Origin of the sequence: Mesorhizobium sp. M0761 (assembly GCF_040320205.1) — a bacterium.
Lineage (GTDB): Bacteria > Pseudomonadota > Alphaproteobacteria > Rhizobiales > Rhizobiaceae > Mesorhizobium.
The window spans coordinates 387,622-401,603 of record NZ_JAMYPF010000001.1 but is presented as its reverse complement, the minus strand read 5'-3'; the positions used below and the strand labels follow the sequence as shown (position 1 = coordinate 401,603).

The following is a 13,982-nucleotide window of genomic DNA, read 5'->3' as shown; positions in this document are numbered from 1 at the left end:
AACCACGAAAGAAGTCGCCTCGCAAGCAGCTTATAAGGAACCATCCCCAAGGCGCTCCGTAGGGGCGTCCTTCAAGGCGCTTCAGACGAGCGTCCTTACGGCGGTCCGCGGGAGCGGCCGCCCAAGCCTGCCTGCGGGTAATGCCCCGCCAAAAAGACCTCGGAGCCTGCCTTGACCGATACGACAGCCACCAGCATTGCGCCGCAGCCAAGCGCTAGCCTCCCCTCAGTCCAGGCAACCGCCTTCACCGTCATCCTGGCCGTAAGCTTTTGCCATGGCATCAACGACATCATGCAGTCGCTGCTGCCGGCGATCTATCCGTTGCTGAAAGAGAATTACGGTCTCGATTTCTGGCAGATTGGTCTTTTGACCTTCACCTTCCAGGTCACGGCGTCGCTGCTGCAGCCGATCATCGGCATGATCACCGACAAGCGGCCAATGCCCTATTCCCTGCCCTATGGCATGGCGTCCTCGCTGATCGGCCTGGTCGTGCTGGCCTATGCCGGTCATTATGCGCTGCTTCTGGTCGGCGCCTCGCTGATCGGCATCGGCTCGGCGATCTTCCATCCGGAATCCTCGCGCATTGCCCGCTTTGCCTCGGGCGGCCGCTTTGGCCTGGCGCAATCGCTGTTCCAGGTCGGCGGCAATTTCGGCCAGTCGATGGGACCGCTGCTCGCCGCCTTCATCGTCGTGCCCTTCGGCCAGACCAGCATTTCCTGGTTCGCCATCGGTTCGCTGATCGGCATCATCGTTTTGTCGCGAGTCGGCGGCTGGTACAGCCGGATGCGCGCCGCGCAAGGTAATCGCAAGGCAGCAAGCTTCGTCTCGCCCTTCCCGCGCAAGAAGGTGATGGGAGCGCTGGCGGTGCTGACGCTGCTGGTGCTGACCAAGAACGCTTACATCGCCTCGCTCTCCAGCTACTACACCTTCTATTCCATCCATAAATTCGGCGTTTCGGTGCAGATGAGCCAGGTCATGCTGTTCCTGTTCCTTGGCGCCTCGGCGCTGGGCATCCTGCTCGGCGGCCCGTTCGGCGACCGCTATGGCCAGAAGGCGATGATCTGGTTCTCGATCGTCGGCGTGCTGCCGTTCACGCTCGCTTTGCCCTACGCCAATTTCGAATGGACGATGGTGCTGACGGTGCTGATCGGGCTGATCCTGTCCTCGGCCTTCTCCAACATCGTGGTGTTTGCCCAGGAGTTGGTGCCGGGACGTGTTGGCACGATCGCCGGGATCTTCTTCGGCTTCGCCTTCGGCATGGGCGGCATCGCCGCAGCCGTGCTCGGCGTCGTCGCCGACATGAAAGGCATCGATTTCGTCTTCCAGATCTGCTCGTATCTGCCGCTGCTCGGCCTGCTGACGGTGTTCCTGCCCAACATGAAGGAAGCCAGGAAGGCGCAGGCGGCGGCCAGATAAAACCGGTCGATTTTGCGGATTTGACGCAGGGCGCGGCATTGCTGCGCCCTCTGTGATTCTTTCACCATGCGCTGGTTGAAAAGCCTGCTAGAGATAGTCATCAACGAAGGCTTGGGGCCTTCGACGTCTCTGGGGGATGACATGCGCAAGATCGTATTGGCCGTATTGGGTGTGCTTCTTGTTACCTTGCCGGCGACGGCACGCATCGTTCCTTTTCCGCCGGGTTTCAAGACGCAGTCCGTCGAAACCAACGGCACCAAACTCTATGTGCGCGTTGGCGGCAAGGGTCCCGCCGTCGTGCTGCTGCACGGCTTTGCCGATACCGGAGACATGTGGGGCGCCGCGGCCATCGCCCTCGCAAAGGACCACACCGTCATCGTGCCGGACCTGCGCGGCATGGGTCTGTCGGCCCACCCGGAAGCGGGCTACGCCAAGAAGAACCAGGCCGTCGACATCGCCGGCGTGTTGGATGCCCTGAAGATCGACAAGGCAGATCTCGTCACCCACGACATCGGCAACATGGTCGGCTATGCGCTTGCCGCGCAATATCCCAAGCGCATCACCAAATGGGTCATCATCGATGCGCCGCTGCCCGGCATCGGCGATTGGGAAAAGATCAAGCAAAGCCCGCTGCTTTGGCACTTCAACTTCCGCGGCCCGGATATGGAGCGGCTGGTCGCAGGGCGCGAGCGCATCTATCTCGATCGCTTCTACAACGAACTGTCGGCAGACCCCAAGAAGATCGACGAGGCCACGCGCAAGCACTACGCCAGACTCTATGCCCGCCCGCATGCGATGCATGACGCTTTCGAGCAGTTCAAGGCGTTTGACCAGGACGCGATCGACAACCAGGCGATGCTTGCCGCCGGCGGCAAACTGACCATGCCGGTGCTGGCTGTCGGCGGTGAAAAATCCGCCGGCACCACGCAGGCCGATCTCCTGCGGCTTGTTGCGACCGATGTCACGAGCGGCATCGTGCCCGACTCCGGTCACTGGATCATGGAGGAAAACCCCGACGCGACCGTCAAAGTGATCACTGGTTTTCTCGATAAATAAGGCACCGCCTCGCTGACATTTCGATGAAAGCAAAGGCACCCGCCCGGCGGCGGGTGCCTTGCTTATCCGACTGGACGATGTCTATTCAACTGAACGGTTCTACGCCTTGAAGAAGGCCAGGAGGTCGGCATTGATGACATCGGCATGGGTCGTCGCCATGCCGTGCGGGAAGCCCTTGTAGACCTTGAGCTCGCCCTTTTTGAGCAGCTTGACAGCCAGCAGCGCGGAGTCGGCGATCGGAACGATCTGGTCGTCGTCGCCATGCATCACCAGCACCGGCACGTCGATGGCCTTCAGATCGTCGGTGAAGTCGGTTTCCGAGAACGCCTTGATGCAATCGTAATGCGCCTTGGTGCCGCCCATCATGCCCTGGCGCCACCAATTCTCGACGACAGCCTGCGACACCTGGGCGCCGGGGCGGTTGAAGCCGTAGAACGGGCCGGCCGCAACATCGTGGAAAAACTGGGCGCGGTTGGCTGCCTGGGCGGAGCGGAAACCGTCGAAAACCTCGATCGGCAGGCCGCCGGGATTGGCCGCCGTCTTCAGCATGATCGGCGGCACCGCGCCGAGCAGCGCGGCCTTGGCGACACGGCCGCCGGAGCCGTACTTCGCGACATAGCGGGCCACTTCGCCGCCACCGGTAGAATGGCCGACATGGATGGCGTCCTTGAGGTCGAGATGCGCCGCAAGTTCCGCGACATCGGCGGCATAAGTATCCATCTCGTTGCCGGTATCGGTCTGGGTCGAGCGGCCATGGCCGCGCCGGTCATGGGCAATGACGCGGTACCCCTTGGACAGGAAGAACAGCATCTGGGCGTCCCAGTCGTCGCTGCTCAGCGGCCAGCCGTGATGGAAGACGATGGGTTGTCCCGTTCCCCAATCCTTGTAGAAAATTTCGGTGCCGTCCTTGGTGGTGATCGTGCTGCTGCCGGGCTTGGTCATCTCGCTCTCCATTGATTGCTTCCGCGATAATCAATATCGCGATAACCATATGACTAGCGCAGGTCCAAATCCTTGTCTACAGAAAATATGTACCGCGATATCATTTTTCGTGGTACATATTGGTGTGCTCAGTCGGCAAAGGAATGCCTCGTGCCTCTCCCGTTGGACAACCAGCTCTGTTTCACGCTTTACGCCACCAGCATGGCAATCAACCGCACCTACAAGCCCATGCTGGACGAGATGGGCATCACCTATCCGCAATACCTCGGGCTGAACGCACTTGCCGAAGCCGGCGGGATGTCGGTCGGCTCGATTGCGCACAGGCTCGCTTTGGAATCGAGCACCATCACGCCGCTGGTGAAGCGCATGGAACAGGCCGGTCTCGTCACCCGCCAGCGCAGCCAGACGGACGAGCGCCAAGTGCAGGTCGACCTGACGCCTGCCGGCCGCTCGCTGCTCGTCCAGTGCAACTGCCTCAACGAAACCCTGATCGAACGCTCGGGCATGACGATGGCTGATCTCGATGCCTTGAATCGGCGGATCCAGGCGCTGCGCGAAGCGTTGAGCAGCAAGCCGGACTAGCTGCCCTACAAACACGCCAGGCTTAATCCTTGCCGGCCAGCCAGCGCACGACGTTGCCCATCAGCTTGCCGTAGAGCGGCCATCCCAAAAAGTCCTGCGACAGCCAGTGCGGGCCGATGTCGGTCGCCCACGCGACGGTGCGGCCACGGCCATGCTCACGAACCGCAAGCAGCGGCCAGTCCGTGCCACGATAATGGCAGGTCGCCAGAAGCTGGGACGAGCCGTCGCGCCTGAAATCGAGTTTGTTCATGCCGAGGATCGGTGGCAACGGACCCGCGACACCGGCAAGGATCGGATGCGACGCCTGAAGGATCGACGGCTGCAGGCCTTGCGGCACTTCCAGCCCGTCCGAGAATGGCAGGCAGCGCACGGGCAGCACGTCCTCGACCGGGGTGTCGTGGAAACGCGCCGTGCCGAACATGCCTTGGAACCCCATATAGCCGCCGGCCAGCATCAGCCCGCCGCCGCCTTCGACATAGGCCTTGAGGACGTCGAGGCGGTTGACGCCGATGCGCCCGGCGCGGGCCTCCGGCGTGACCAGCAAGGTCAGCGCGCCGATATCGGAGATCACCACCGCCTGGTATTCGGCCAGCGCGTCGAGGTCATACGGAAATTCGGCCGCGCAGCGATCGCCACCGATCTGCGTCACCGCTATGCCCTCTGCGGCAAGTGCGGCATTGAAGGCCGTCGCGCCATTCACCCATGTCGCACTTGTCAGAACGTCGCCGCCGACAGCGACCGACGTCGTCGCCGCGAAGGTCTCGCCTGCCAGCAAGAGTTTCATCGTCGCCCTCACGCTTTTCGACTGAGCGGGCGCCGGCTTGAACCGGCGCCCGCCGGTCCTTGGGAGGCTTAGAACTTGAACTCGGCCAGGTTTTCCGGCGTCACGATCTTGGCCGGGCCGAGGATCAGTTCGCCGCTGGCCCCAATAGTGTACTCGCCGAGCCTCCCTGCCGTGAACTTCTCACCTTCCTTGCCGGTGATCTTGCACTGCGCCAGCGCCTGGGCCGCCTGATAGGTCAGGTAGCCGAGATCGGTGACATTCCACCAGATATCCTGGGCAGCGCCATCCTTGATGTATTTCGAAATCAAAGTGGCCGGCGCAAGGCCGGTCAGCTTGACCTTGCCGATCATGCCGGCTTCCTCGAGTGCGCGCGCGGCCGCCGGAAGGCCAATGCCTGCCGGCACGATGATCACCTTGAGATCCGGAAACGCCTGCACCAGCGCCAAGGCCTGCTGCTGGTTGACCTGCTCGCTCTCCTCGCCATAGGCGACCTGCATCAGTTTCATCTTGGCGTATTTCGGCTCTGCCGCCATCTTCGCCTTCATGAAGTCGATCCAGGCGTTCTGGTTGGTCGCCGTCGGCGTCGACGACAGGATGGCGAACTCGCCTTCGCCGCCGCTGAGGTTGAATGCGCTTTCCAGCATCATTTCGGCCAGACTGTCGCCCTTCACCTGGTTCACGAACACCGCGCGCGCATCGGCCGCGACGTCGGAATCGTACGAGATCACCCGGACGCCTTGCTGAACGGCGCGCTTCAGCGCAGGCGCAACCGCATTGGCGTCGTTGCCGGCGATAGCGATGACCCCGACCTTCTGCGACACCAGGCTGTTGATGAATTCGATCTGTGCCTCGGCCGTCGCCTGCGACGGGGCGACCTGGGTGGCGGTGCCGCCAATTTCCTTCGCAGCCTCCTCGGCGCCGCCGAAAGCCACCTTGAAGTAGGGATCGGTGTCGAGCTTGGGCAGGAAGCCGACCGTTACAGGTTCCTTGGCGCATTCCTGGCTGTATGCCAGCGAGGCCGGCGCAAGCAGAACCGCGGATGCGAGCAGGGCTATTCTAAACGCTTTCATTGTGTCTCCTCCGTCAGAATTCGGGCTTGAAGAAAGGGGCCCGAGATCACCCCTTGGTTTCGCGCAGGACGCGCGATCTTGACAGCCGCTCCTCCAGGGAGCGCCAGTAGTTGGAGACCAGCAGCGAGCCGATCAGGAGCAGGCCGATGATCATGCCTTGGGCGTCGCCGCCGATCTGGTTGAGCGCCAGCACGTTGCGGATGATGGCAATCAAGAGCAGCGCCAGCATGACGCCGGTGAGCCGCCCCTTGCCGCCAAAGACACTGACGCCGCCGAGCAGCACGATGGTGATGACGTCGAGCTCCATGCCGAGCGCATTGTTGGCGCGGGCATTGGAAAGGCGCGCGGTGTAGACGATGCCGGCGATGGCCGCGACGACACCGGAGACGACGAATAGCCTCAGCACCATCTTGCGCGTGTCGATGCCGGAATAGCGCGCCACTTCCGGACTGCCGCCGAGCGCGTAGATGCGCTTGCCGGTCGGCGTCTTCTGCAGCACCACCGCGAAGATCGGCGCCAGCAGCAGGAACGGCACGATGGTCCACGGGATTTGTGTGCCCGGCAGATTGCTGATGCCGAAATCGACAACCGCCGGCGGCAATATGTTGACCGAACCGGTGCCGAGCAGGATGTAGCCAATGCCCCGATACAGCGCCATGGTGCCGAGCGTCACCACCAGCGACTGCAACCCGAGGCCCGACACCAGATAGCCGTTGAAGGCGCCGAGCAGGCCGCCGAAGACGAGCGTCAGCGGAATGGCGGCCAGCGTCGGCACGCCAGCCTGGACAAGCAGGCCAAAAATCACGGATGTCAACGCCAGCACCGAGGCGATCGACAGGTCGATCTCGCGGGTGATGATGAGCAGCGTCATCGGCAGGATCAGCAACGCCTTTTCCGAGGCGCTCGCCGCCAGCTGAGAAAGGTTAAAGCCGGAAACGAAATTCGGCACGAAGACCGCCGCATAGATGAAGACGGCGAGGCAGGCGGTCGCCAGCAGCAGATCCCAGAAGTCGATCGAGCGGATAAACTTTCTCATCTCGCCCTCGCCTGTCTTGCCTGTTCGGCACGCCGCACGATGAAGGTGTCGATGCAGATGGCAACCAGGATCACCAGGCCATAGACGCCCTGCAGCCAGAGCGGGTCGACACGCACCAGCGTCAGCCCATTCTTGATGACCAAGAGAGTGAGCGCGCCAAGGATGATGCCGAGCAGCGTGCCCGAGCCGCCGCGGATGGCGACGCCGCCGACCACTGCAGAGGCGATCACCGTGAGTTCGAAGCCGAGCGCGACGCGGGCATCGATGGTGGCATAGCGCGATGCCCACAGCGCCCCGCACAGACCGCCGAGCAGGCCGGCCATGCCGAAGGCCAGCAGAATGCGCCGGTCGACCGGAATGCCGATCAGCCGTGCGCCGTCGGGATTGGAGCCGGTGGCAAACAGCTCGCGCCCGGTTGCGGTGCGATAGAGCAGCACATAGCCGGCGCACAGGATGACAATAGCGATGATGACGATCAGCGGCACGCCTGCGATCTTCAGCCCGGTCATGTCGAGCCAGGCTTGCGTGACTTCGTCGGCGCTGACCTGGTCGCCCGCCGCCCAGATCGAGTTGAAACCGCGGAAGATCGACATCGAAGCCAGCGTAACGACGATGGCCGGGATCTTTCCCCTGGTAACGACAAGGCCGTTGAGCAGTCCGGCAAAGCCGCCGACCGCGCAGGCGGTGATCAGGCCGATGCCGATGTCCAATCCGGGATAGGCCTGAACCATGCTGGCCGCCATATAGGCGGAGAGGCCGATCACAGCTGCGATCGACAGGTCGATGTTGCGGGTGATCAGCACCAGCATCTGCGCCAGTGCGGCGACAATCAGCAAGGCCGCGTCCATCGACACAGCGGTGAGGTTCGCCGCGCTCACCATGCGCGGGTTGATGATGGTAACCGGGATGGCGACGGCGAGCATCGCGGCGAGCAGCCCGAACTCCCGCCGCTTCAGAAAATCGAACGGTCCTTTTGCCTTTTCCTCCCGGGCGGCGCGTTCTATCTGCGCTGCCTGGCCGGCGCGTTCATCGGTCCTGGTCGCCGCTTCCAGTACTTTTTCCTGCGTGGCTTGCCCGCGCGAAAACTCGGCAGTCTGGCGGCCTTCGCGCAGCACGACAATGCGGTCGCACATGCCGATCAGCTCGGGCATCTCTGACGAGATCAAAAGGATCGCCATGCCTTGCGCGGCAAGGTCCGCGATCATTGCATGCACTTCCGCCTTGGTGCCGACATCGATGCCTTGCGTCGGCTCGTCGAGGATGAGCACGCGCGGCTCGGTGCGCAGCCACTTGGCCAGCACCACCTTCTGCTGGTTCCCACCCGACAATTCCTTGACCGGCTGTCCGTAACCGGAAAAGCGCAGCTTCATGCGCTTTAGCCAGTCCGCCACCAGACCGATGGCGCGGTCGGTGCCGTAGAGACCGCGAGGCGCGGCCTTGTCGAGGACCGGCAGCACCGCATTGTCGAGGATGGAGAAATCCATCACCAGGCTCTGGCCCATGCGGTCTTCCGAGACATAGGCAATGCGCGCGTCCATGGCGTCGCGCGCAGAGGCGAAATGCACGGGCTTGCCGTCGATCAGGATTTCGCCGGTGTCGGGCCGGTCGATGCCAAACAGGACGCGTGCAATCTCGGTCCGCCCGCTGCCGACCAGGCCGCCAAGCCCCAGCACCTCGCCGGCGTGAAGCTTGAGGTCGATACCGGCAAACCCGCCGGCGCGCGAAAGTCCCTTCGCCTCCAGCACCAGCGCGCCTGAGGCATGGCGCCGTTCGGGATAGAGGTCGGTGACTTCACGCCCGACCATCATGCTGATGGCGGCAGCGCGGCCAAGCTCGGCCTTCGGCTTGACGCCGATCAGGCGCCCGTCACGCAGCACGGCGATGCGGTCGGCGATGCGGAAGATTTCATCCATGCGGTGGCCGACGAACATCATCGCCACGCCGTGCAGCCTGAGATCGGCAACGACGGAAAACAGCCGCTCGACCTCGCGTTGCGACAATGCGGCCGTGGGCTCGTCCATGATCAGCACGCGCGCATCCAGCGATAGCGCGCGGGCAATCTCGACCAGTTGCTGTTCTGAGGTGCGCAGTGTTCCCAGCCGCGTTACCGCCGGCACGTCGAGGCCGACGGTCGCCAGCACCTTGCGCGCGCCGGCCAGCATGGCGGCATTGTCGATGCCGCCGAAGCGGTCGCGCGGCATGTGGCCGAGATAGATGTTTTCCGCCACCGAAAGATCGGGAAACAGGCCAGGATGCTGGTGCATGACCGCAATGCCGGCCGCCTGCGCGTCGTGCGGCGAATGGAAAGCTGCTGGCTTGCCGTCGACCTCGACGTGACCGCTGGTGGGGGAATGCACGCCGGCCAGAAGCTTCACGCAGGTGCTCTTGCCGGCGCCGTTTTCGCCAAGCAGCGCCAGCACCTCGCCGGAGCGCAATTCGAAGGAGGCGTCCTTGAGCGCAATCGTGCCGCCGAAAGCCTTCGTCGCCTGAACCAGGGCAACGGGAACAGCCCGCACCACCGCAGCGTCGGCTTCGCTTTGTGTGCCCGAGTGCAGCACGTCTCCTCCCTGACTAGTTATTTTTTCAATTTGCTATATTAAATAGCGCAAAGGCGCAACGGCAAAATTGACTTCCATGGTTCCGACGCGCACTGTCGCCGCCAACATAGGCACCGCAGGGTGCGCTCGGCCGCAGGTGGTTTGCGGGCTTCGCGCCGGGAACGGGACATTTGGGGAGTGCGGGTTTTGTCAGGGAGAGGCAGCAATTCTGTCAAAGTTCGGCACTATAATGAGCGTTTCGTGCTCGACGCCATCCGCCGCCTCAAGGAAGCGTCCAAGTCCGATCTGGCGCGCGCGGCAAGCCTGACGCCGGCGGCGGTCGCTGCCATCGTCGACGGCCTGGAATCCTCCGGTTTCGTAAAGCAAGTGGGGAAAAGGTTCGGGCAACGCGGATCGCCCTCCACGCTTTACCGGCTGACACCAGAACGCATCTACAGCGTCGGCATCAAGATCGGCCGGCGTGCGCTGGAAGCCGTTCTGGTCGACTTCGCCGGTGAAATCCGCGCAAGAGAGTCGCACGAATACCGCTTCCCCGATCCTGATCTGGTGCTGAAGGCCGGCAACATGGCGCTGGCCACGTTCGAGAAACTCGTCGACGGACTTGGCGATGCAAGCATCGTCGGCGTCGGCATTGCCTCCCCCTATTTCCTCGGCGGCTGGAGCGAGGAACTCGGCTTTCCCGACGATCTCGGCAGCCGCTGGGAAGCGATCGACCTAACGACATGCTTTGCCACGCCGGCAAAGACGCCGGTGTTCGTGGAAAACGACGCCACGTCGGCGGCGCTGGCCGAACTTGTCCAGGGCGCCGGCGCCCGCTTTCGCGATTTCATGCACATCTCGATCGACACTTTTGTCGGCGGCGGCCTGGTGCAAGGCGGCAGGGTCCATACCGGGCCGCATGGCAACAGCGCTGCCCTCGGACCCTTGCCGGTCTCGCCCTCAAGCCTCGATTCGGTGGCGGCGAAGCCGGCGCGCTACCAGAGCCTGCTGCATCGCGCCTCGATCTATGTGCTGGTCAATCACCTGAGGTCGCGCGGCGTGGTGATCAATCGTGTGCGGGAACTCGATCCGTTGCCACCCGAAGCGCGCGTGCCGCTGTTCGAATGGATCGACGATTGTGCGAGCGCGCTGGTCGAGGCGATCATCGCCATCACCTCCATCATCGACATCGAGGCCGTCGTTCTCGACTCGATCCTGCCCAGGCCGATCCATCTCGAACTGCTGGCAAGGGTGCAGACCCAGTTCAACCAGGCCAGCGCCATCGGCATCGTGGCGCCAGAGATCGTGCCGGGGCAATTCGGCCCCGAAGCCTCCTCGATCGGCGCCGCCATGCTGCCGTTCTCGGCGCTGCTGGCGCCCGACAGCGGCGTGCTCATGATCGGCAAGGACCGGACGAAACTGCTGAGCGCTCTGTCCACGCTCGGTGGCGCCAAGGGAAACGGATCAAATCCGCCCACCGACCTGCCGGCCTGAGCGCAATGCGGCGCCCAACGCAGGCATCGGCCGCCCTTGCCCGCCATGGCTTGCACGCCTGCCCGCCTTCCGCTATAGAGCCGCCACCCGCGTAGACACCCTTGGAGGCAACGCGGCGGAAGGCTGCCTTCCCTTGTGATCCCGAACAAAGCTCCGCGTATGCGGTTTCTGGCATTCGGACATCCAGGCCTGGCGGCTTTCGACGTTTACGGTCCAGGCACACTGCCACCGCAAACGCTCCATAAAACGCGAAAGGAAATGCCATGAGCCACGATACTTACGAGCTCAAGGCCGAAGCGCGCGAACAGGTCGGTAAGGGGTCCGCCCGTGCAGTTCGCCGCAACGGTAAAGTGCCTGCAGTTATCTACGGCGACAGACAGCCTCCCCTGGCGATTGCGCTGAACTATAAGGACGTCTTCTACAAAATCCATGGCGGCGGGTTTTTGACCACGATCGCCACGATCGATGTCGACGGCAAGAAAATCCAGGTTCTGCCCAAGGATTTCCAGCTTGACCCGGTCAAGGATTTCCCGGTCCATGTCGACTTCCTGCGCATCGGCAAGGACACCGAGGTCAACGTCGACGTGCCTGTCCACTTCATCAATGAAGACAAGTCGCCCGGCATCAAACGCGGCGGCGTGCTCAACATCGTGCGTCATGAAGTCGAGTTCCACTGCCCGGCCAATGCGATCCCGGAATTCATCACCGTCGATCTCACCGGCGCCGACATTGGCGATTCGATCCACATCTCGGCGGTTACCTTGCCGGCCGGCGTCAAGCCGGTGATCTCCGATCGCGACTTCACCATCGCGACCATTGCCGGCTCCTCGGCGATGAAGCCGGAGACGGAAGAGACGGCGGAAGCGGCAGCCCCCGAAGCGGCGGCTCCTGCTGCCGAAGAGAAGTAATTTTCGGGCCCGGAGTTCACGATGCTTGTCTTTGCAGGCCTCGGCAATCCGGGCGCGAAATACGCTGATAACCGGCACAATGTCGGCTTCATGGCGGCGGACGCAATTGCCCGCCGCCATTCGTTTTCGCCCTGGTCGAAGAAGTTCCAGGGCCTGATCGCCGAAGGCACGATTGCCGGCGAAAAGATTCTCCTGATCAAACCGCAGACCTTCATGAACCTGTCGGGACAGCCGATCGGCGAAGCCTTGCGCTTCTACAAGCTCGGCCCCGAGGCGCTGACCGTCTTCTACGACGAGATCGACCTGCCGGCCGGCAAATTGCGGGTCAAAGTCGGCGGCGGCGCCGGCGGCCACAACGGCATCCGCTCGCTCGACCAGCATGTCGGCAAGAATTTTCGCCGCGTGCGCATCGGCGTCGGACACCCCGGCGTCCGGGAAATGGTGCATGGCCATGTTCTCGGCGACTTCGCCAAGGCCGATCGCGAGTGGCTGGACGTGCTGCTCGACACCATCGCCGACGATGCCGGGCTGCTGGCCAAGGGCGACGACAGTTCCTTCATGAACCGCATTACTCTGGCCCTGCGTGACAAGCTGGTGCCGACCAGCGACGACGACCGGCCGCCGCCCAAGGCGCCGAAGGCTGAAGGTCCAAAGGCTCAAAGCCACATCCGCCAGGCACGGCCACAGCAGGCGGCGGCCAAGCTGCCGGAAAGCGGCCCTATGGCCGCCATGCTGAAGAAACTGTTCGGCAAGAAGGACTGAGCGTCGATAGGATCGGGACCGCGGGGCTTGACGTTGCTCACCCCTATCGCCCATAGCCCTCATCAAATTTCTAGTTTCCCGATAGGACCGGACACATGGGTTTCAAATGCGGCATCGTTGGCTTGCCCAACGTCGGCAAGTCAACGCTTTTCAACGCGTTGACCAGGACGGCGGCGGCGCAGGCCGCCAACTATCCGTTCTGCACCATCGAACCGAACACCGGCGAGGTGGCGGTGCCTGATCCGCGGCTGCAGAAGATCGCCGCAATCGCCAAGTCTAAGGAGATCATCCCGACCCGCATCTCCTTCGTCGACATCGCCGGCCTGGTGCGCGGCGCCTCCAAGGGCGAAGGGCTGGGCAACCAGTTCCTCGCCAACATCCGTGAGGTCGACGCCATCGTGCATGTGCTGCGCTGTTTCGAGGATGACGACATCACCCATGTCGAGGGCAAGATCGACCCTGTCGCCGACGCCGATACGGTCGAGACCGAGCTGATGCTCGCCGACCTCGACAGCCTCGAGCGCCGCATCGTGCAGATCCGCAAGCGCGCCGGCAGCAAGGACAAGGAAGCAACCACCGTGCTGCCGATGATGGAGGCCGCACTCGAGCTCCTCCAGGCCGGCAAGCCGACCCGCATCCTGCTCAACGGCATTTCAGCGGAAGACCTGCGCATCCTGCAGGGACTGAACCTCTTGACCTCGCACCCCGTGCTCTATGTATGCAACGTCGCCGAAGCCGACGCCGCCACCGGCAACGAGCACACCAGGGCCGTGGAAAAGATGGCGACCGCGCAGGGCGCCGGCACCGTGGTGATCTCAGCCGCGATCGAAGCCGAAGTCGCCCAGCTCTCCGACGAGGAAGAGATGGAGTTCCTGTCCTCGCTCGGCCTCGACGAACCTGGCCTCAACAAGGTCATCCGCGCCGGCTACGATCTGTTGCATCTCATCACCTATTTCACCGCCGGGCCGAAGGAGACGCGCGCCTGGACGATCCACAAGGGCGACAAGGCCCCGCAGGCGGCCGGCGTCATCCACACCGATTTCGAGCGCGGCTTCATCCGCGCGCAGACCATCGCCTACAACGACTACATCACGCTAGGCGGCGAAGTGGCGGCCAAGGAAGCCGGCAAGGCGCGCGACGAAGGCAAGGAATATGTCGTCCAGGACGGCGACGTCCTGCTGTTCAAGTTCAACACCTGAGACGCCGAGGCATCTCGCGGCTCGCGCGCTGACGGCGGCCGATCACGGCTTCGTCAAGTGGAGGAGCCGGCATGCCGCTTCGCTTGACTGCCCTTGGCACCGGGTCTATGGCCGTTTGCATGCGACTTGGCCGTCCCCGTGGGAACGGCGGCGCGTGCAAGACCCATCGCTATTAAACGAAACCTTGGGCTCAACC

Annotated in this window: 12 protein-coding genes; 7 read left to right on the top strand and 5 right to left on the bottom strand. The window is 63.2% G+C overall.

Annotated features, from left to right (window positions below; all coding sequences use genetic code 11):
* Window positions 1-171: 171 nt before the first annotated feature.
* Complete coding sequence (locus NKI32_RS01950; protein ID WP_023737816.1) at window positions 172-1,416, top strand: MFS transporter; 1,245 nt, start codon at window positions 172-174, stop codon at window positions 1,414-1,416.
* Window positions 1,417-1,557: 141 nt separating this feature from the next.
* Window positions 1,558-2,472: an alpha/beta fold hydrolase gene (locus NKI32_RS01945; RefSeq protein ID WP_352510481.1), complete on the top strand. Its 915-nt coding sequence runs from the start codon at window positions 1,558-1,560 to the stop codon at window positions 2,470-2,472.
* 99 nt (window positions 2,473-2,571) lie between these two features.
* Here the strand turns inward: NKI32_RS01945 and NKI32_RS01940 are convergent, their stop codons facing one another.
* Entirely contained in the window at window positions 2,572-3,414 is an 843-nt protein-coding gene (locus NKI32_RS01940) for an alpha/beta fold hydrolase (protein ID WP_156929740.1), read from the bottom strand.
* A 150-nt stretch (window positions 3,415-3,564) separates the two neighbouring features.
* Between NKI32_RS01940 and NKI32_RS01935 the strand changes: the two genes are divergently transcribed.
* Complete coding sequence (locus tag NKI32_RS01935) at window positions 3,565-3,996, top strand: MarR family winged helix-turn-helix transcriptional regulator (protein ID WP_353001662.1); 432 nt, start codon at window positions 3,565-3,567, stop codon at window positions 3,994-3,996.
* A gap of 22 nt (window positions 3,997-4,018) precedes the next feature.
* On the opposite strand, the gene NKI32_RS01930 is transcribed toward NKI32_RS01935, so the two are convergent.
* The 4 genes from NKI32_RS01930 to NKI32_RS01915 all read right to left on the bottom strand — a co-directional run bounded on the left by NKI32_RS01930 (window position 4,019) and on the right by NKI32_RS01915 (window position 9,444).
* Complete coding sequence (locus NKI32_RS01930; RefSeq protein WP_353001661.1) at window positions 4,019-4,780, bottom strand: glutamine amidotransferase; 762 nt, start codon at window positions 4,778-4,780, stop codon at window positions 4,019-4,021.
* Window positions 4,781-4,848: 68 nt separating this feature from the next.
* On the bottom strand, window positions 4,849-5,850 hold the full coding sequence (locus NKI32_RS01925; RefSeq protein ID WP_023737811.1) for a rhamnose ABC transporter substrate-binding protein: 1,002 nt from the start codon (window positions 5,848-5,850) through the stop codon (window positions 4,849-4,851).
* Window positions 5,851-5,896: 46 nt separating this feature from the next.
* The gene (locus NKI32_RS01920; RefSeq protein WP_023724955.1) at window positions 5,897-6,886 is read right to left on the bottom strand and encodes an ABC transporter permease; all 990 of its coding nucleotides are present in this window, start codon (window positions 6,884-6,886) and stop codon (window positions 5,897-5,899) included.
* The gene (locus NKI32_RS01915) at window positions 6,883-9,444 is read right to left on the bottom strand and encodes an ATP-binding cassette domain-containing protein (RefSeq protein ID WP_353001659.1); all 2,562 of its coding nucleotides are present in this window, start codon (window positions 9,442-9,444) and stop codon (window positions 6,883-6,885) included. Before NKI32_RS01915 ends, NKI32_RS01920 begins: the two co-directional genes overlap by 4 nt.
* Window positions 9,445-9,684: 240 nt before the next feature.
* On the opposite strand from NKI32_RS01915, the gene NKI32_RS01910 reads away from it, so the two are divergent.
* The 4 genes from NKI32_RS01910 (at window position 9,685) to ychF (ending at window position 13,786) form a co-directional block, all read left to right on the top strand.
* A complete protein-coding gene (locus tag NKI32_RS01910; RefSeq protein ID WP_353001657.1) occupies window positions 9,685-10,917 on the top strand; it encodes an ROK family transcriptional regulator in 1,233 nt (410 codons plus the stop codon).
* Between the two features lie 263 nt (window positions 10,918-11,180).
* The gene (locus NKI32_RS01905) at window positions 11,181-11,825 is read left to right on the top strand and encodes a 50S ribosomal protein L25/general stress protein Ctc (RefSeq protein ID WP_023686131.1); all 645 of its coding nucleotides are present in this window, start codon (window positions 11,181-11,183) and stop codon (window positions 11,823-11,825) included.
* A gap of 21 nt (window positions 11,826-11,846) precedes the next feature.
* Window positions 11,847-12,587 carry an aminoacyl-tRNA hydrolase gene (pth, locus tag NKI32_RS01900; protein WP_023683703.1) on the top strand — a complete coding sequence of 247 codons (741 nt, stop codon included), beginning with the start codon at window positions 11,847-11,849 and terminating at the stop codon, window positions 12,585-12,587.
* 95 nt (window positions 12,588-12,682) lie between these two features.
* Window positions 12,683-13,786, top strand: a complete 1,104-nt coding sequence (gene ychF, locus NKI32_RS01895) for a redox-regulated ATPase YchF (protein WP_023754576.1) — start codon at window positions 12,683-12,685, stop codon at window positions 13,784-13,786.
* Window positions 13,787-13,982 lie beyond the last annotated feature (196 nt).